This is a genomic window from Streptomyces roseofulvus, from assembly GCF_039534915.1.
Lineage (GTDB): Bacteria > Actinomycetota > Actinomycetes > Streptomycetales > Streptomycetaceae > Streptomyces > Streptomyces roseofulvus.
This window is the reverse complement of record NZ_BAAAWE010000001.1, coordinates 3,809,637-3,826,793: the sequence shown is the minus strand read 5'-3', so window position 1 is coordinate 3,826,793 and position 17,157 is coordinate 3,809,637. Positions and strand designations below refer to the sequence as shown.

The 17,157-nt window shown below is 74.6% G+C and carries 16 protein-coding genes; 13 read left to right on the top strand and 3 right to left on the bottom strand.

The features are described 5' to 3' along the window. Positions 1 to 116: 116 nt before the first annotated feature. Entirely contained in the window at positions 117 to 1,427 is a 1,311-nt protein-coding gene (locus ABFY03_RS17520) for a polysaccharide deacetylase family protein (protein ID WP_319009077.1), read from the top strand. Positions 1,428 to 1,510: 83 nt separating this feature from the next. On the opposite strand, the gene ABFY03_RS17515 is transcribed toward ABFY03_RS17520, so the two are convergent. Further along, positions 1,511 to 2,494: an ATP-binding protein gene (locus ABFY03_RS17515; RefSeq protein WP_319009076.1), complete on the bottom strand. Its 984-nt coding sequence runs from the start codon at positions 2,492 to 2,494 to the stop codon at positions 1,511 to 1,513. 102 nt (positions 2,495 to 2,596) lie between these two features. Here ABFY03_RS17515 and ABFY03_RS17510 point away from each other — a divergent pair, with 102 nt between their 5' ends. After that, positions 2,597 to 3,415, top strand: coding sequence for a Fic family protein (locus ABFY03_RS17510; protein WP_319009075.1), 819 nt, complete (start codon positions 2,597 to 2,599; stop codon positions 3,413 to 3,415). A gap of 333 nt (positions 3,416 to 3,748) precedes the next feature. Here ABFY03_RS17510 and ABFY03_RS17505 read toward each other — a convergent pair whose 3' ends face one another. After that, entirely contained in the window at positions 3,749 to 4,606 is an 858-nt protein-coding gene (locus ABFY03_RS17505) for an HAD family hydrolase (RefSeq protein WP_319009074.1), read from the bottom strand. Between the two features lie 460 nt (positions 4,607 to 5,066). Between ABFY03_RS17505 and ssd the strand changes: the two genes are divergently transcribed. The 7 genes from ssd to ABFY03_RS17470 all read left to right on the top strand — a co-directional run bounded on the left by ssd (position 5,067) and on the right by ABFY03_RS17470 (position 10,167). Further along, the gene (gene ssd / locus ABFY03_RS17500; RefSeq protein ID WP_346170319.1) at positions 5,067 to 6,185 is read left to right on the top strand and encodes a septum site-determining protein Ssd; all 1,119 of its coding nucleotides are present in this window, start codon (positions 5,067 to 5,069) and stop codon (positions 6,183 to 6,185) included. Then, on the top strand, positions 6,182 to 7,402 hold the full coding sequence (locus ABFY03_RS17495; protein ID WP_319009072.1) for a TadA family conjugal transfer-associated ATPase: 1,221 nt from the start codon (positions 6,182 to 6,184) through the stop codon (positions 7,400 to 7,402). Before ssd ends, ABFY03_RS17495 begins: the two co-directional genes overlap by 4 nt. After that, a complete protein-coding gene (locus ABFY03_RS17490; RefSeq protein ID WP_346170318.1) occupies positions 7,399 to 8,262 on the top strand; it encodes a type II secretion system F family protein in 864 nt (287 codons plus the stop codon). The genes ABFY03_RS17495 and ABFY03_RS17490 overlap by 4 nt, the downstream gene beginning before the upstream one ends. Positions 8,263 to 8,491: 229 nt before the next feature. After that, positions 8,492 to 9,079 (top strand): type II secretion system F family protein, encoded by a 588-nt coding sequence (locus ABFY03_RS17485; RefSeq protein ID WP_386723686.1) that lies wholly within the window; start codon positions 8,492 to 8,494, stop codon positions 9,077 to 9,079. Positions 9,080 to 9,123: 44 nt separating this feature from the next. Continuing rightward, entirely contained in the window at positions 9,124 to 9,345 is a 222-nt protein-coding gene (locus tag ABFY03_RS17480) for a DUF4244 domain-containing protein (protein ID WP_346170316.1), read from the top strand. Further along, a complete protein-coding gene (locus ABFY03_RS17475; RefSeq protein WP_319009068.1) occupies positions 9,332 to 9,709 on the top strand; it encodes a TadE family type IV pilus minor pilin in 378 nt (125 codons plus the stop codon). Before ABFY03_RS17480 ends, ABFY03_RS17475 begins: the two co-directional genes overlap by 14 nt. A gap of 95 nt (positions 9,710 to 9,804) precedes the next feature. Continuing rightward, complete coding sequence (locus tag ABFY03_RS17470) at positions 9,805 to 10,167, top strand: Rv3654c family TadE-like protein (RefSeq protein ID WP_346172263.1); 363 nt, start codon at positions 9,805 to 9,807, stop codon at positions 10,165 to 10,167. On the opposite strand, the gene ABFY03_RS17465 is transcribed toward ABFY03_RS17470, so the two are convergent. Then, on the bottom strand, positions 10,079 to 12,586 hold the full coding sequence (locus ABFY03_RS17465) for a DEAD/DEAH box helicase (protein WP_346170315.1): 2,508 nt from the start codon (positions 12,584 to 12,586) through the stop codon (positions 10,079 to 10,081). The two genes, ABFY03_RS17470 and ABFY03_RS17465, sit on opposite strands and share 89 nt — an antisense overlap. An 80-nt stretch (positions 12,587 to 12,666) precedes the next feature. Between ABFY03_RS17465 and ABFY03_RS17460 the strand changes: the two genes are divergently transcribed. The 4 genes from ABFY03_RS17460 to ABFY03_RS17445 all read left to right on the top strand — a co-directional run bounded on the left by ABFY03_RS17460 (position 12,667) and on the right by ABFY03_RS17445 (position 16,949). After that, the gene (locus ABFY03_RS17460) at positions 12,667 to 13,020 is read left to right on the top strand and encodes an STAS domain-containing protein (protein WP_030749286.1); all 354 of its coding nucleotides are present in this window, start codon (positions 12,667 to 12,669) and stop codon (positions 13,018 to 13,020) included. A 13-nt stretch (positions 13,021 to 13,033) separates the two neighbouring features. Beyond that, positions 13,034 to 13,498 (top strand): ATP-binding protein, encoded by a 465-nt coding sequence (locus ABFY03_RS17455; RefSeq protein WP_319009066.1) that lies wholly within the window; start codon positions 13,034 to 13,036, stop codon positions 13,496 to 13,498. 301 nt (positions 13,499 to 13,799) lie between these two features. Next, positions 13,800 to 16,133, top strand: a complete 2,334-nt coding sequence (locus ABFY03_RS17450; protein ID WP_346170314.1) for a sodium-translocating pyrophosphatase — start codon at positions 13,800 to 13,802, stop codon at positions 16,131 to 16,133. Positions 16,134 to 16,295: 162 nt separating this feature from the next. Further along, the gene (locus ABFY03_RS17445) at positions 16,296 to 16,949 is read left to right on the top strand and encodes a small secreted protein (RefSeq protein WP_319009064.1); all 654 of its coding nucleotides are present in this window, start codon (positions 16,296 to 16,298) and stop codon (positions 16,947 to 16,949) included. Positions 16,950 to 17,157 lie beyond the last annotated feature (208 nt).

Here is a 17,157-nt window from a genome sequence, read left to right as displayed (position 1 = left end):
GGTGAATGGAGGGCGCTTCGCCGCTTGTCGTTTCATCGTTCCGGCGGCCCGGGTGCGAGGTTGACGCCGCTCGGCCCTCAGGCGGAGCAGCCCCGTCGGAGACAGAGAGGTGGCGGATGTCAGCCGCTGTGCGTGGAAGTACGTTCCGGAGGAAGGCGCTGGCCGCCGGCGCCCTCACCGTCGCCCTGATCGGCGGGCTGGCCGGCTGCTCGGAGCCGTCCGCCTCCGGCCCCGGCACCCAGGGCGCCCCGGGCTCCGGCTCCGGCGCCGCCGCCAAGAAGGGCCCCGCCGCCGCTCCGGAGAACCCGGTCCGGCTGATCGGCGACGGCTCCACCGCCTACACCGGCGCCCAGCCGAACCAGCCGACGTGGAAGAAGCTCAAGCCGGGCGAGGCCCCGCCGCAGTTCGTCGTCTTCTCCTGGGACGGCGCCGGCGAGGACAGCCAGAAGCTCTTCTCGCACTTCCGGAAGGTCGGCAAGAAGTACGACGCGACGATGACGTACTTCCTCAGCGGCGTGTACCTCCTCCCGGAGGAGAAGCGGGAGATGTACGACCCGCCGAAGCACTCCGCGGGCCGCTCCGACATCGGCTTCAACGACACCGAGGGCATCCGCGACACCGTCCGCGAACTGCGCGGCGCGTGGCTGGAGGGCAACGAGATCGGCACCCACTTCAACGGGCACTTCTGCGGCGCCGAGGGCGGCGTCGGCACCTGGTCCGTGGAGGAGTGGAAGAGCGAGATCCGGCAGGCCAAGTCCTTCGTCAAGAACTGGAAGACCAACGCGGGGCTGCGCGCCGAACAGCCGCTCCCCTTCGACTACGACAAGGAGCTGGTCGGCGCCCGCACGCCCTGCCTGGAAGGGCGCGCGAACTTCGTGAAGGCGGCCTCCGAACTCGGCTTCCGCTACGACACCAGCGGTGTCAACGACCAGATCTGGCCGAAGAAGGACCAGGGCGTCTGGGACCTGTCCATGCACCTCGTCCCGGTCCCGGGCCGCGCCTTCCAGACGCTGTCCATGGACTACAACTTCATGGTCAACCAGTCCCCCGGCACGACGCAGGGCGACCCCGGCATGCACCGCTACTGGGGCGACCAGATGCGGGACGGCCTGGTCCAGGCGTTCGAGCGCTCGTACCGGGGCAACCGGGCGCCGGTCATCATCGGCAACCACTTCGAGTCCTGGAACGGCGGCACCTACATGCGCGCCATCGAGGAGACCATCGCCACGGTCTGCGTCCAGAAGGACGTCGAGTGCGTCTCCTTCCGCCAGCTCGCGGACTGGCTCGACGCCCAGGACCCCGCCGTCATCGCCAAGATGCGCACCCTGAAGGTCGGCGAAGCCCCCGCCGGCGGCTGGCCCGCCTTCCTGGCCCCGGAGCCGGCCGCGCCGGCCGCCCCGGCGGTCAAGCCGGCCGCCCGGAGCTGACCGCCCCCTGGAACACGGCCGCCGCCGGAGTGACGCCAGCGGCGGCCCACCGGGCCGACAGCCCGGTGGTGCCGCGGCGGCCGTCAGCGGACGGTCGCCGTGGTGGGCTCGCCGAGGACGAAGTCGGGGTCGACCTGCGCCGCCAGGTCGGCCCCGGTCTTGGCGTTGCCCCAGCTCTCCGCGTTGCGGAGGTGGAAGTGGACCATCTGGCTCGTGTAGCGCTGCCAGTCGCGGCGCTCGTACGTGTCGTCCGCCGCCTCCCGCAGGGTCCGCAGGGCGCGGTGGTTCTCCGGCTCCAGCTCCTCGAAGCGCGGCGGCCGGCCCTTCTCCATCGCGCGGACCCAGTCCGAGTGGCCGACCGTGACGAGCAGGTCCTCGCCGACCTCCTGGCGCAGGAAGTCCAGGTCGTCCGGGCCCTGCACCTTGTTGCCGACGACCTTCAGCGCCACGCCGAAGTCCCGCGCGTACTCCTTGTACTGGCGGTACACCGACACGCCCTTGCGGGTCGGCTCGGCCACCAGGAAGGTCATGTCGAAACGGGTGAACATGCCCGACGCGAACGAGTCCGAGCCCGCCGTCATGTCGACGACCACGTACTCCCCGGCCCCGTCCACCAGGTGGTTGAGGCACAGCTCCACCGCGCCGACCTTCGAGTGGTAGCAGGCCACGCCGAGGTCCGCCTCGGTGAACGGCCCCGTCGCCATCAGCCGCACCTCGCCCGGGTCCAGCCGGACCGGCCGCGCGCACGCCTCGTACACCGGGTTGTCCTCCCGGACCCGCAGCAGCCGCGAACCCGCCCCGGGCGGCGTCGTCTTGATCATCGTCTCGGCCGAGACGATCCGCGGATTGGCGCCGCGCAGGTACTCCTTGATGAGCGGCAGATGCGCCCCCATCGCGGGCAGCGCGGCCGCCTCCGCCTCGGAGAGACCGAGCGCGGCCCCGAGGTGCTGGTTGATGTCCGCGTCGACGGCGACGACGGGCGACTCGATGGCGGCGAGGTGGCGGACGAAGAGCGAGGACAGCGTCGTCTTGCCGCTGCCGCCCTTCCCGACGAAAGCGATCTTCATGTTCACCTAGCGTAGTGGCATGAACGCACTTAGTGGTCAAGCTCTATGAAGAAGACCACTCCTTCGTGGGGCGGGCCCCCGGGGCGCGTAGCCTCCTTACCTATGAGTACGCACGCCTCTGACCCCTTGGCCGCTCTCGGCACCCTGCCGGGCGTCGCCGACGCGGTGGACTCCGTACGCAAGGCCGTCGACCGGGTCTACGGCCACCGTGTGATGCGCCGCCGCAGCAACGAGATCGCCCACGAGGCTGCGCTCCGCGGCGCCCGCGGCTCGGCCGCGCTGGCCGGGGCCGACTGGGCCCTGGAGGAGGTCCGCCGCCGGACAGACTTCAGCGCCGACCCCGAGGCCCGCACCGTCGGCGCCGCCCTCCGGCTGAGCGCCGAGGCGGGCGAACTCCTCTCCATCTGGCGCCAGTCGCCGCTCCGGGTGCTGGCCCGGCTGCACCTGGTTGCCGCGGGCGAGCACGAGGATTCGACGGGTCGCCCCCGGCAGGCCGGCGAGACCGTGACCGAGCCGCTGATCGAGGCTCCGCTGCCGAGCCCCGACGAGGTCGCCGCCCGCCTCGACGGCCTCGCGGAACTCGTCGTCGCGGGCAGCGAGGCCCCGGCGCTGGTCGTCGCCGCCGTCGTCCACGGCGAACTGCTCGCCCTGCGCCCCTTCACCTCGCACAACGGCCTGGTCGCCCGGACCGCGGAGCGGATCGTGCTGGAGGGCAGCGGCCTCGACCCGAAGGGCATCTGCCCCGCCGAGGTCGGCCACGCGGAGCAGGGTCGGGCCGCCTACGCGGCCGCCTTCGAGGGGTATCTGACCGGCACCCCGGAGGGCGTCGGCGCGTGGATCACGCACTGCGGGCGCGCGGTGGAACTCGGCGTCCGGGAGTCGACGGCGGTCTGCGAGGCGCTGCAGCGCGGCGCGGCCTGAAACACCCCCGGACATGGGTTGCGGCGGTACCGGAAATCAGTACCGCCGCTGGCACGTCCACCCAGTTACCAAGCGTCCTCGATATGTGCCCATCAGGCGGGGTGCTTTGCCCTTCGCCTGGTGCGGCTGGCCCGTAATCGACGGGTCGACGTCGCGTGGGTGCCAGGTTTTTGTGCGTCAGGTCCGTGGGGCCTTGATGCTCAACAGGTGATCCTCTCGGATGTCCCAGGTCTCGCGGGCCTGATTCCTTTCTACTCCTGTCCGCCGGTAAGCGAAAGTGGTGGATCCGCTTCTTTCCGCTCTTTCCGGACCGGGTGGGACCGGGGCGGGCGGTCAGTGCCCGGCGAGCGCGGCCGCGGTCGCGGCCCGGTGACGCCGGCGGGTGGCGTACCAGACCAGTCCCGCGGTGGCCGCCGCCGCACCCACCGCCGCCACGGCCATGAGAGCCGGACGGGGCGGCATCCGGAACTCCGGCAGCCGCTGCTTGAGCCGCACCGGACGCTCGAAGCCCAGCACCGGCCACTCCCGGGCGACCGCCTCGCGGCGCAGCGTCCGGTCCGGGTTGACCGCGTACGGGTGCCCGACCGCCTCCAGCATGGGGATGTCGGTCGCCGAGTCGCTGTAGGCGTAGCAGCGGGACAGGTCGTACCCCTCCGACTTCGCCAGCTCGCGGACCGCCTCGGCCTTCGTCGGGCCGTAGGCGTAGTACTCCACCTCCCCGGTGAAGCACCCGTCGTCGCCGACCACCATCCGGGTGGCGACGACCCGGTCCGCCCCGAGCATCTCCCCGATCGGCTCGACCACCTCGGCACCGGAGGTGGACACGATCACGACGTCGCGGCCGGCGGCGTGATGCTCCTCGATGAGGGAGGCGGCCTCGTCGTAGATGATCGGGTCGATCAGGTCGTGCAGGGTCTCGGCGACGAGTTCCCTGACCTGGGCCACGTTCCAGCCTTTGCAGAGCGCGGAAAGATATTCGCGCATCCGCTCCATCTGGTCGTGATCGGCCCCGCCGACCAGGAACACGAACTGGATGTAGGCCGTCCGCAGGGCGGCGCGGCGGCTGATCAGTCCGCCCCGGTAGAAGGACTTGCTGAAGGTCAGCGTCGATGACTTCGCAATGACCGTCTTGTCCAGGTCAAAGAAGGCGGCTGTGCGCGGCAAGGAGTGGTTTTCCACAACGCTGAGCATAGGTGCCCGCCATTCGGCGTACGCTGGGGCGCGTGGGTTTGCCTGAGAAGGCTCTCGGGTACACCATGGAAGTCACGGATCGTTCGCGACCGTGCTAACCCGGACCGGCTCCTCCCCCCCCGAGTCGGCCGGAGAGACGACCCCCGCTCTCCCCCCCGGCGGGGGTCGTCGCATGTCCGGACCCGTTTTCGGCCGCTGAGCCATCGCTCGCTCCTCTCTCTCATGTCGTCGTGCGGTCGGCCGCCCCCGGACCGCCGAGCCCTCCATTCGTCACTCACCGTAACCGGCGGGCTGCGTTCCGGGCAGTCCCCGGACGGGTGGTCGAGATATTCACAGGCGGTGGATTGTCCACAGTTTTTCGATGGGCTCCGCACGATTTCCCTGGCGGCCTCACCGTGATTCCCGTCGCGAAGTTCGCGGCAGGCCGGAATCACGAGAGGGGTGTGCGATGCAGGAGCCGATGGCTTCCCGTCCGGGCGGAGCGGAGTACGAGGACGTGGCGCGGGACGAGGAAGGGGTGCGCGGACCGGGTCCGCTGATCGTCACCGAGGACGTCGTCCTCCTCGACGATCTGCTGCGGCTGTGCGCCGCGGCCGGCGTCGAGCCCGAGGTGCACCACCGGGTGCCCGAGCGGCGGGCGAGCTGGACCGACCCCCCGCTCGTCCTGGTCGGGGAGGACGCGGCGGCCCGCTGCCGGGGCGCCACGCGCCGCCCCGGAGTCGTCCTCGTCGGGCGGGCCCAGGACGATCCGGCGGTGTGGCGGCTCGCCGTCGAGGTCGGCGCCGACAGCGTCCTGCGGCTGCCCGGCGCCGAGTCCCTGCTGGTCGACCGGATCGCGGACGCCGCCGAGGGCGTCGGCCGGACGGCGCTGACCGTCGGCGTCGTCGGCGGGCGGGGCGGGGCCGGTGCCTCCACTCTCGCGTGCGGGCTCGCGCTCGCCGCCGCCCGCACCGGCCGGCGGACCCTGCTTGTCGACGGCGACCCGCTCGGCGGCGGGCTCGACGTGCTCCTCGGCGCCGAGCGCGAGCAGGGACGCCGCTGGGGCGACTTCGCCGCCTCGAAGGGCAGGCTGGCCGGCGGCGCCCTGGAGGAGTCGCTGCCCGCCGCCCGGGGAGTGCGGGTGCTCAGCTGGGGCCGGGAGCCCACCGGCGCGGTGCCGCCCGACGCGGTCCGGTCCGTGCTCGCGGCGGCCCGCCGCCGGGGCGGGGTCGTCGTGGTCGATCTGCCGCGCGCCGTCGACGAGGCCGGGACCGAGTTCCTGGCCCAGCTCGACCTCGGCCTCCTCGTCGTCCCCGGCGAACTGCGGGCGGTCGCGGCCGCCCACCGGATCACCGGCACCCTCTCCCTGCTCGTGCGCGACCTCCGGGCCGTGGTCCGGGGGCCGTACGCGGAGGGACTCGACGACCGCTGGGTCGCCGACGCGCTGCGGCTGCCGCTCGCGGGCGAACTCCCCTACGACCCCGGCATCGTGACGGACCAGGACGCGGACGCCCCGCCGGGCGCCCAGTCCCGCGGACCGCTCGGCCGCTTCTGCACCGCCTTCTGGGAGCGCGCGCTGCCCGCCGGAGGTGCGGCATGACGGGGACGGGAGCGGTGGAGACCGGGACGGCGACCGTCCCGCGCGGCGCGGGGCCGGAGGCGCGGGCGGGCGGCGCCGGACTGCTCGACGCCGTGCGGCAGCGGCTCGCGGCGAGCGGCGCCGAGCCGACCCCGGCCCGGGTGGCGGCCGCCCTGCGGGCCCAGGGCCGGCTGCTCGGGGACGCCGAGGTGCTGGGCGCCGCCGAGGAGCTGCGCTGCGAACTGACCGGAGCGGGACCGCTGGAGGCCCTGCTCGCCGACCCCGACGTCACCGACGTGCTCGTCTCGGCGCCCGACCGGGTGTGGGTCGACCGGGGCGCCGGTCTGGAGCGGGCGCCCGTCGTCTTCGCCGACGCCGCCGCCGTCCGCAGGCTCGCCCAGCGGCTGGCGGCGGTGGCCGGGCGGCGCCTCGACGACGCCCGGCCGTGGGTGGACGCCCGGCTGCCGGACGGCACCCGCATGCACGCGGTCCTCCCGCCCGTCGCCGTCGGCTCCACCTGCCTCTCGCTGCGCGTGATGCGCCCCCGGGCCTTCACCCTGGAGGAGTTGACCGCGGCCGGCACCGTGCCGCCGGGCGGTGACCGGGTGCTGCGCGCGCTGATCGAGGCCCGGGTGTCCTACCTGGTCAGCGGGGGTACCGGCACCGGCAAGACGACGCTCCTCGCGGCCCTGCTCGGACTGGTCGGGGAGCGGGAGCGGATCGTCCTCGCCGAGGACTCGGCCGAACTCCGCCCGGACCACCCCCACGTGGTGCGTCTGGAGGCCCGGCCGCCGAACCAGGAGGGCGCCGGGCTGGTCACCCTCCGGGACCTGGTCCGCCAGGCGCTGCGGATGCGCCCCGACCGGCTGGTGGTCGGCGAGGTCCGCGGCGGCGAGGCCGTCGATCTCCTGGCGGCCCTCAACACCGGTCACGAGGGCGGCTCGGGGACTCTCCACGCCAACACCGCGACCGATGTGCCCGCCCGGCTGGAGGCGCTCGGCACGGCCGCCGGGCTCGACCGGGCCGCCCTGCACAGCCAGTTGGGCGCCGGACTGTCCGCCGTGCTGCACCTGGTGCGGGACCGGGACGGGCGGCGCCGGATCGCCGAGATCCATGTGCTGGAGCGGGACCGGGCCGGTCTGGTGCGGACGGTGCCGGCGCTCCGCTGGGCCCCGGACGGGTTCGGGCGGGAGCGGGGCTGGCCCCGGCTGCGCGCCCTGGTCGGAGGTGCCCCGTGACGGCCGCGTGGTGCTCCGCGCTCTGTCTCTTCGCGGGCGGCCTGCTCGTCCTGCGGCAGGAGGCCGGGCGCCGCCGGGCCGTGCGGCGGGCGGGAGTCCTGCTCCTCGGGCCGGGCGGGGCGGACGGGGGTGTCGGCCGGGAGGCCGTGGCGCGCTGGTGGGCGGCGGCCCGGGGGCGGCCGGAGTGGCTGTGCCTGCCCGCCGCCGGGCTGGTCGCGCTGCTGGGGGAGTCGCCGCTGCCGCTGGCCGCCGGGGCGCTGGCCGTCCCGCTGGTGCGGCGCCGGCTGAGGGCCACCCGCCGGCGCGCGGAGCGCGAGGCCCTGGCCGGGCGGGTGGTGGCGCTGTGCGAGGCCGCCGGCGGTGAGCTGAGGGCCGGCCGGCAGCCGGGCCCGGCCCTCGCCTACGCGGCCCGCCGCTCCGGCGCCCTCGGCCCGGAGGAGGCGCGGGTGCTCGCCGCGGTCGGCTTCGGCGGTGACGTGCCGGAGGCCCTGCGGGCGGCCGCCCGCAGGGACGGCGCCGAGGGACTCGCGGGCCTGGCGGCCTGCTGGCAGGTGGCCGTCGACAGCGGGGCGGGGCTCGCCGCCGGGCTGGACCGGCTGGAGGCGGCCCTGCGCGAGCGGCACGACCGGCGTGAGGGCCTGCGGGCCGAACTGGCCGGTGCCTGGGCGACGGTGGCCGTGCTCGCGGCCCTCCCGCTGGCCGGGCTCGGCATGGGCGCCGCCCTCGGCGCCGAACCGTTGCGGGTCCTGCTCCACACCCCCGCCGGGGGGATCTGTCTTCTCCTGGGCTGCGGACTGGAGGCGGCCGGGTTGTGGTGGGCCGCGCGGATCGTGCGGGGAGGAGGCGGCGATGCGGAGTGAACTGGTGCGATCCGCGACGCTGTTGCTCCTGGGGTGCTGGCTTCTCGGCCGGGCCTGGCACCGGCTGGAGCGGGCCCGGCGGGCGTGCGGCAGCCGACGGCGCCTCGACGCCCTGTCGTCGGCCGGGTCGGCAGGACGGGGCGGGCCGCTCGGGAGGTCGTCCGTCTCGCGGAAAGCGCGGGGGGCTTGGGCGCGGCTGACGGGCGGGCTGGGGGAGGTGACGGGGCCGGTGCGGGCCGCGGTCGTCGGAGGCGTGCTCGCCGCGGGGCTGTTCCTCGGCTGGCCGGCGGCGCTCGCGGCGGGCGCGGGCGGTGTGCTCGGCGCCCGGTGGTGGACGCGGCGGACAGGAGCCTCCCGGGTGACTCCCGACGAACGGGAGGCGGTGCGCCGACTGCCCGAGGCGGCCGATCTGCTGGCGGCCTGCGCGTCGGCGGGGGCCGGGCCGGGGGAGGCCGCGGAGGCCGTGGGCCGGTCGATGGGCGGGCCGCTCGGCGAGCGGTTGCTGCGGACCGCCGCCGAACTGCGCCTCGGCGGCGAACCGGCCGAGGTGTGGGGGAGGTTCGGTGCGATACCGGGGGCCGAGGGGCTCGCCCGCTGCATGGAGCGGGCCGGCGCCTCCGGGGCGCCCGCCGCGGACGCGGTCGCCCGGCACGCGGCCGGGCTGCGGGCGGCGAGCGCCCGCACCGCCGCCGCGCGGGCCCGCAGGGCCCAGGTCCTGATCAGCGCGCCCGTGGGGCTGTGCTTCCTGCCCGCGTTCCTCGCGGTCGGGGTGGCCCCGGTGGTGATCGGCCTGGCGTCGGGCCTGCTCGGCGACTGACGGACGACACAGACGACACAGACGACACGGAAGGGAAGAACGACATGGGGAAGACGTACGAGCGGGCGCGGAAGGTGCTGGGGGCGTTCTGGGCCACCCGGCGGGCGGCGCTGCGGACCGACACCGGGATGAGCACCGTCGAGTACGCGCTGGGCCTGCTCACGGCGGCGGGCATCGCGGTGATGTTCTACAAGGTCATGACGGGCGGCAGCGTCTCGGGCGCCCTGGAGTCGCTGGTCACCAAGGCTCTCGATGCGCCGTTCTGACCCGGACCGGGCGCGGGACCGGGGGTCGGTGACCGTGGAGGCGGCGATCGTGCTGCCGGTGCTCGCGCTCTTCGCGATGGCGCTGCTGTGGGCGCTGGCGGCGTCCGCCGCGCAGATCCGGTGCGTGGACGCGGCCAGGGCAGGGGCGCGGGCGGCGGCCCGTTCGGAGCCCGCGGCGGCCGTGACGGCCGCCGCCCGGGCCGCCGCGCCTGCGGGCGCCCGGGTGGCGGTGGCGCGGGAGGGGGACCTGTGGCGGGTGACGGTGGAGGCGGCAGCGCCGGGACCGGGCGGCCTGGGCGTGACCCTGCGGGCCGGAGCGGCGGCGCTCGCCGAGGACGCGGTGGGAGGAGGCGGTCCGGCGTGAGCCGTGGACAGGAGGAGGGCGACCCGGGCGCGCGGACCGCCGGCAGGGGTCGGGCCGGCAGGAGGCACCCTGACGGCGATCGGGGGGCGGCGACCGTGTGGACGGCGCTGGCAGCCTGCGCGCTGTGCGCGGTCTTCGGGGCGGTGCTGGCCCTCGGGCAGGTGGTGTCCGTCCGGCACCGGGCGGGCGGCGCGGCCGATCTCGCGGCCCTCGCCGCCGCCGACCGGGCGCTGTGGGGGGAGGAGGTGGCGTGCGCGGCGGCCGTCCGGGTCGCCGCCGCGCAGGGGGCCGAGCTCGTGCGGTGCGGGGTGACCGGCGCGGAGGCGGAGGTGACGGCACGGGTGGTCCGGGGGCCCTGGGCCCCGACGGTCAGGGCGCGGGCGGGGCCTGCGTCGGCGGCGCCTCCTCCGCCGGGGACTCCTTCTCCTCCTCGGGCGCCTCTCGGAGGAGTTCGGTGAGGAGGCGGACGGCGCCTCGCTTGTGGAGGGGGTCGTTGCCGTTGCCGCACTTGGGGGACTGGATGCAGGAAGGGCATCCGGTCTCGCACTCGCAGGACGCGATCGCCTCGCGGGTGGCGGCGAGCCACTCCCGGGCGGTGTGGAAGGCGCGCTCGGCGAACCCGGCGCCGCCCGGGTGCCCGTCGTACACGAAGACCGTGGGGAGCAGGGTGTCCGGGTGGAGGGGGACGGAGACGCCGCCGATGTCCCAGCGGTCGCAGGTGGCGAAGAGCGGCAGCATGCCGATGGACGCGTGCTCGGCGGCGTGCAGGGCGCCGCCGAGGATCTCCGGGTCGATCCGGGCGGCGTCGAGCTGGTCCTCGGTGACCGTCCACCACACGGCCCGGGTGCGCAGGACGCGGGGCGGCAGGTCGAGCTTGGTCTCGCCCAGGACCTCGCCCGTGATCAGGCGGCGGCGCAGGAAGGAGACGACCTGGTTGGTGACCTCGACGGAGCCGTAGCAGAGGCGGCCCGAGCCCCAGGGGATCTCGGTGTCGGTGTCCAGGACGCGGATGGAGGTGGTGTCGCGGGCGGTGGTGGAGTACGGCGGGACGGCCTCCTCGACGAGGGCGACGGAGTCCTCCAGGTCCAGCTTCCGGACCAGATAGGTGCGGCCCTGGTGGAGGTGGACGGCGCCTTCGTGGACGGCGGTGTGGGAGGCGGCCTCGTCGACCGTGCCGAGGAGCCGGCCGGTGCCCTCCTCGACGATCCGGATGGGGCTGCCGCCCCCGCCCCGGATGTCGGCGAGGTCGGCGGCCCGCTCGCGGCGGGTCCAGTACCAGCCGCCGGCGCGGCGGCGCAGCAGCCCGGCCGCCTCCAGCTGGGGCATCAGGCCGGGGGCGGCGGGGCCGAAGAGGGCGAGGTCGGTCTCGGTGAGGGGGAGTTCGGAGGCGGCGGCGCAGAGATGGGGGGCGAGGACGTAGGGGTTGTCGGGGTCAAGGACGGTCGACTCGACCGGCTGGTCGAAGATCGCCTCGGGGTGGTGGACGAGGAAGGTGTCCAGGGGGTCGTCGCGGGCGACCAGGACGGCGAGGGCGCCCTCGCCGGAGCGGCCCGCCCGGCCCGCCTGCTGCCACAGCGAGGCCCGGGTGCCGGGGTAGCCGGCGATGAGGACGGCGTCGAGGCCGGAGACGTCCACGCCCAGTTCCAGGGCGGTGGTGGCGGCGAGGCCGAGGAGTTCCCCGGAGTGCAGGGCCCGTTCCAGGGCGCGCCGTTCCTCGGGGAGGTAGCCGCCGCGGTAGGCGGCGACCCGCCGGGCGAGGGCCCGGTCGGTCTCGGCGAGCCGTTCCTGGGCGATCACCGAGATCAGTTCGGCGCCGCGCCGGGAGCGGACGAAGGCGACCGAGCGGACGCCCTGCCGGGTGAGGTCGGTGAGCAGGTCGGCGGTCTCGGCGGTGGCGGTGCGGCGGACCGGCGCGCCGCGCTCGCCGTGCAGCTCGGTGAGGGGCGGCTCCCACAGGGCGAAGAGCAGTTCGCCGCGGGGGGAGGCGTCGTCGGAGACCTCGGTGACGGGCAGGCCGGTGAGGCGGCCGGCGGCGCGGGCCGGGTCGGCCGAGGTGGCGGAGGCGAGGAGGAAGACGGGCTCGGAGCCGTACCGGGCGCAGATCCGGCGCAGCCGGCGCAGGACCTGGGCGACGTGGGAGCCGAAGACGCCCCGGTAGGTGTGGCACTCGTCGATGACGACATAGCGCAGCGAGCGCAGGAAGGAGGACCACCGGGGGTGGGAGGGGAGGAGGCCCCGGTGCAGCATGTCGGGGTTGGTGAGGACGTAGTTCGCGTACTGGCGGACCCATTCGCGTTCCTCGACCGGGGTGTCGCCGTCATAGACGGCGGGCCGGATCCGGTTGCCGAGCGGGGCGGCGAGCTCGCGGACGGCGCGCCGCTGGTCGGCGGCGAGGGCCTTGGTGGGGGAGAGGTAGAGGGCGGTGGCCCCGCGGCCGTTCGCGGCCTCCGCGCCGTCGAGGAGGGTGGAGAGGACGGGGGTGAGGTAGGCGAGGGACTTGCCCGAGGCGGTTCCTGTGGCGATCACCACGGACTCGCCGTCGAGGGCGTGCTCGGCGGCCTCGGCCTGGTGGGCCCAGGGGTGCTCGATGCCGGCGGCCTGGACGGCGGCGATCACCTCGGGGCGGATGCGGTCCGGCCAGACGGCATGACGGCCCGCCCGGGCGGGCATGTGCTCCATATGAGTGATGCGCGCGGCCCGGCTCTCGCCGGAGGTGAGCCGTTCGAGGACCCGGTGCGGGGAAGGGCGGCTGCCCGTGTCCCCGGCGGGTCGAGAGGTGCGGTGATTCGTGGCCATCGGCACCGAGTGTGTCACCGGCGTGACGGACAATGCTTCCAAGGCGTCGTGCATGGCTGCTGGTAAGTGATTGAATGCCATCGCGGCTGGCGATTCGTTCTCCGACTCCGCCCGGGAGATCCGAGGGGGCGAACGCCCGATAGCAAGGTGCTGGAGGATCCGTGGACCTGTCCCTGTCGACTCGCACTGTGCCCGGAGCTGGCGGCGACCGTACGGTCGTCGAGGTCGGTGGCGAGATTGATGTTTATACCGCGCCCAAGCTGCGCGAGCAGTTGGTCGAGTTGGTGAACGACGGCAGTTACCACCTGGTCGTCGACATGGAGGGGGTGGACTTCCTCGACTCCACCGGTCTCGGCGTGCTCGTGGGCGGCCTGAAGCGGGTGCGTGCCCACGAGGGCTCGCTGCGCCTGGTCTGCAACCAGGAGCGCATTCTCAAGATCTTCCGGATCACGGGCCTCACCAAGGTCTTCCCGATCCACACCTCGGTCGACGAGGCCGTCAACGCGGTCGACTGACCGGGGGGATCCCATGGCCACCGTTGAACTCCGCTTCAGTGCCCAGCCCGAGCACGTCCGCACGGCCCGCCTGGTGGCGGCCGCGGTCGCCCGCCGGGCCGGGGTGGACGAGGCGGTCCTCGACGAGGTGCGGCTCGCCGTCGGCGAGGCGTGTTCCCGTGCGGTCGGGCTGCACCGCGGCAACGGTCTCACGACGCCCATCCGGGTCGTGCTGACCGAGGAGGAGAAGACGTTCTCCATCGAGGTCGGCGACGAGGTGCCCGGTGCGGGCGCGGCGGCCGCCGCCGGTGTCCCCGGCGCGCGCGCCGAGGCCCCGTCCGAGGAGCTCGACGACGCCGGTGCCGAGGACGAGATGGGTCTCGCGGTGATCCGCGGGCTCGTCGACGACGTCGAGGTGACCGCCGGCGAGGACGGCGGCACCATCCGGATGAGCTGGCCCACCACCCCGGCGGAGGCGGACGTGGACGTCCTGTCCTGACGCCGCGTCCCTGGAGACGTACGCGAAGAGGCCCTGCCGCACACGGCAGGGCCTCTTCGCGCGTTCGGGCCCGCGCGCCCGAGGGCCCGCGCGCCCCAGGGCCCGCGTGTTCCCGGGCCCGCGCGCCCGAGGGCCCGCGCGCCCCAGGGCCCGCGTGTTCCCGGGCCCCCGGCCGCTCCCGTCCGCTGTCTGCCGGGCGCGTGCGGGCGGGGACGGACGGCAGGGGCAATCGATGGATTCCGCCGGGGTGCCGCCCCGGGGATCCGGTTTGGCATGCTTCGGGTGCCTATGATCCGTGCCCATGCACCCGGAACCGGAATTGGCCCAGGCCCCCGCCGCCCTCGCTGCGGCGGTGCTCACCAGCGGCAACCGGACGATCGTCGCCGTCGTCGCCGGTGTCGCCCTCGCCGCGCTGGTCACCGCCCGGCTCTTCGGCCGCCAGGTACTCAAGGCCGACGAGGGCACCCCGGTGATGCGGCGGATCGCCGCCGCCGTCCAGGAGGGCGCCAACGCCTACCTCGCCCGCCAGCTGCGCACCATCGCCCTCTTCGCCGTCGTCGTCTTCCTCCTCCTCATGGCGCTGCCCGCCGACTCGTGGTCGCAGCGGGCCGGCCGCTCGCTCTTCTTCCTGGTCGGGGCGTTGTTCTCGGCGGTCACCGGATACGTGGGGATGCGGCTGGCCGTACGGGCCAACGTCCGGGTCGCGGCGGCCGCCCGGGAGGCCGCCCCGTCCCCCGGCGAACCCGGCCGGGACCCCGCGGACGCCGCCCACCGGGCCATGCGGATCGCGTTCCGCACCGGTGGCGTCGTCGGCATGTGCACGGTCGGTCTCGGGCTGCTCGGCGCCGCCTGCGTCGTCCTCGTCTACGCCGCCGACGCGCCCAAGGTCCTGGAGGGCTTCGGCCTCGGCGCCGCGCTCATCGCCATGTTCATGCGGGTGGGCGGCGGCATCTTCACCAAGGCCGCCGACGTCGGCGCCGACCTGGTCGGCAAGGTCGAGAAGGGCATCCCCGAGGACGACCCGCGCAACGCCGCCACCATCGCCGACAACGTGGGCGACAACGTCGGCGACTGCGCGGGCATGGCCGCCGACCTCTTCGAGTCGTACGCCGTCACGCTCGTCGCCGCGCTCATCCTCGGTAAGGCCGCCTTCGGCGACCACGGCCTGGTCTTTCCGCTGATCGTGCCCGCGATCGGGGTCCTCACCGCCGTCATCGGCATCCTCTCCGTCGCCCCCCGGCGCACCGACCAGGGCGGGATGCGGGCCGTCGACCGCGGCTTCTTCGTCTCCGCCGTCGTCTCCCTCGTGCTCGTCGCGGTCGCCGCCTTCGTCTACCTGCCGTCGTCCTACGCCGAACTGGCCGGCGTCACCGAACCGGGACTGGCCCGGCACGACGGCGACCCGCGGGTCCTCGCCCTCGTCGCCGTCGCCGTCGGGATCCTGCTCGCCGCGCTCATCCAGCGGCTCACCGGCTACTTCACCGAGACCACCCGCCGGCCCGTCCAGGACATCGGCAGGTCCGCGCTCACCGGCCCCGCCACCGTCGTGCTCGCCGGCGTCGCCATCGGCCTGGAGTCCGCCGTGTACGCGGCGCTGCTCATCGCCCTCTCCGTCTACGGGGCCTTCCTGCTCGGCGGCACCTCCGTGATGCTGGCGCTCTTCGCGGTCGCGCTCGCCGGGACCGGCCTGCTCACCACGGTCGGCGTGATCGTCGCCATGGACACCTTCGGCCCGGTCGCCGACAACGCGCAGGGCATCGCGGAGATGTCCGGGGAGGTCAGGGGCGCCGGCGCGCAGGTCCTCACCGAGCTCGACGCGGTCGGCAACACCACGAAGGCGATCACCAAGGGCATCGCGATCGCGACCGCCGTCCTCGCCGCCGCCGCGCTCTTCGGCTCGTACCGGGACGCCATCGCCACCTCGGTCGCCGAGGTCGGCGCCAGGGCCGGCGAACTGACCCTCTCCATGGACATCTCCCAGCCCAACAACCTCGTCGGGCTGATCCTCGGCGCCTCGGTCGTCTTCCTCTTCTCCGGACTGGCCGTCAACGCGGTCTCCCGGTCCGCCGGTTCGGTGGTGTACGAGGTGCGGCGGCAGTTCCGCGAGCATCCCGGGATCATGGACGGCAGTGAACTCCCCGAGTACGGGCGGGTCGTCGACATCTGCACCAGGGACGCGCTGCGCGAACTCGCCACGCCCGGACTGCTCGCCGTCACCGCGCCCGTCGCCGTCGGCTTCGCGCTCGGCGTCGGCCCGCTCGGCGCCTATCTCGCCGGGGCGATCGGCACCGGCGCGCTGATGGCGGTCTTCCTCGCCAACTCCGGCGGCGCCTGGGACAATGCCAAGAAGCTGGTCGAGGACGGCAACCACGGCGGCAAGGGCAGCCCGGCGCACGAGGCGACGGTGATCGGCGACACCGTGGGCGACCCCTTCAAGGACACCGCGGGGCCGGCGATCAACCCGCTCCTCAAGGTGATGAACCTGGTGGCGCTGCTGATCGCTCCGGCGGTGGTGCGGTTCGGCTACGGCGACGACGCCAACGTCTGGGCGCGCACCGGAATCGCCGTCCTGGCGCTGCTCGTGGTGGCGGCCGCCGTCCGCGCCTCCAAACGGCGTCCGGTGGCCGTCGCCTGACGTGGCGTCCGTCTCATTTCCCGGGCGCGTCGGCTGCCCGGAGGCCCGGCGCCGCTTGGGTCAAACGGATTCAACACGGGAGGAATCCGTCGTACGAAAGGTGGAAGTCGTCCGCGCGGCGTGTATGTTCCGGGGCCGAGAGTCTTGGAAGGGACCGATCCGGTGAACAAGAAGCTTGCGGCAGCGCTGTCCGGCGGTGCGGTACTGGTGCTCCTGCTGTCCGGCTGCAGCGAGGACGAGGGCGACAAGGTCAACGACTGGGCCAAGTCGTTCTGCGACCAGGCGAAGCCGCAGATCCAGAAGCGGGCCGACGCCCACCAGATCATCATCTCGACCGCGGCCGACAGCCGTCCGGCGGAGATCCAGGCCGCCGACTCCAAGGCGTTCAAGGACATCGCGGACGCCGACCGGGCGCTCGCCAAGGCCGTGGAGACGGCCGGAGTCCCGCCGATCGAGAACGGCGAGAAGGTCCAGAAGGACGTCATCGCGGAGCTCGAAGCGACCGCGCGCGCCTACGACGGGCTGAAGAAGCAGGTCGACGCGCTCGACCCGACGAACCAGCAGAAGTTCGCCGAGGGGCTGAAGGACGTCGCCGACGGCCTCACCAAGATCGAGAAGATGGACCAGAACGCGCTGGCCAACCTGGAGAACGGCGAGCTGGGCCAGGCCATGGCCAAGCAGCCGGGCTGTCAGAAGCCGACCCCGTCGGTGCCGAAGACGCCGTCCGGCTCCGCCTCCCCGAAGGCGGGCGCCACGGCCACGCCCGCCACCTCGGCCTCGCCGAAGGCGAAGGCGTCGGCCTCCGCGGAGTCGTAGACCCCGCCCGCACGTTCGCACGGCCGGCACCGGACACCCGGGGCCGGCCGTCGCCCTGCCCGCCCAGCCCGGACTGCCGTGCCGACCGTGCCGCCGTGCCGGCCGGACCCGCCGTGCCGACCGGGCCCGCTGCGCCTGCCGGACCGCCGGACCGCCGTGCCGCCGGACACCCGGGGCCGGCCGTCGCCCTGCCCGCCCAGCCCGGACT

What these genes read in the sequence shown, in the direction of transcription:
- ABFY03_RS17475 (WP_319009068.1), top strand. Translation starts at nt 9,332, where the DNA reads ATGCGCCGTTCTGACCCGGACCGGGCGCGGGACCGGGGGTCGGTGACC.
- ABFY03_RS17510 (WP_319009075.1), top strand. Translation starts at nt 2,597, where the DNA reads ATGAGTACGCACGCCTCTGACCCCTTGGCCGCTCTCGGCACCCTGCCG.
- ABFY03_RS17520 (WP_319009077.1), top strand. Translation starts at nt 117, where the DNA reads ATGTCAGCCGCTGTGCGTGGAAGTACGTTCCGGAGGAAGGCGCTGGCC.
- ABFY03_RS17480 (WP_346170316.1), top strand. Translation starts at nt 9,124, where the DNA reads ATGGGGAAGACGTACGAGCGGGCGCGGAAGGTGCTGGGGGCGTTCTGG.
- ABFY03_RS17455 (WP_319009066.1), top strand. Translation starts at nt 13,034, where the DNA reads ATGGCCACCGTTGAACTCCGCTTCAGTGCCCAGCCCGAGCACGTCCGC.
- ssd (WP_346170319.1), top strand. Translation starts at nt 5,067, where the DNA reads ATGGCTTCCCGTCCGGGCGGAGCGGAGTACGAGGACGTGGCGCGGGAC.
- ABFY03_RS17505 (WP_319009074.1), bottom strand. Translation starts at nt 4,606, where the DNA reads ATGCTCAGCGTTGTGGAAAACCACTCCTTGCCGCGCACAGCCGCCTTC.
- ABFY03_RS17495 (WP_319009072.1), top strand. Translation starts at nt 6,182, where the DNA reads ATGACGGGGACGGGAGCGGTGGAGACCGGGACGGCGACCGTCCCGCGC.
- ABFY03_RS17515 (WP_319009076.1), bottom strand. Translation starts at nt 2,494, where the DNA reads ATGAAGATCGCTTTCGTCGGGAAGGGCGGCAGCGGCAAGACGACGCTG.
- ABFY03_RS17465 (WP_346170315.1), bottom strand. Translation starts at nt 12,586, where the DNA reads ATGGCATTCAATCACTTACCAGCAGCCATGCACGACGCCTTGGAAGCA.
- ABFY03_RS17450 (WP_346170314.1), top strand. Translation starts at nt 13,800, where the DNA reads ATGCACCCGGAACCGGAATTGGCCCAGGCCCCCGCCGCCCTCGCTGCG.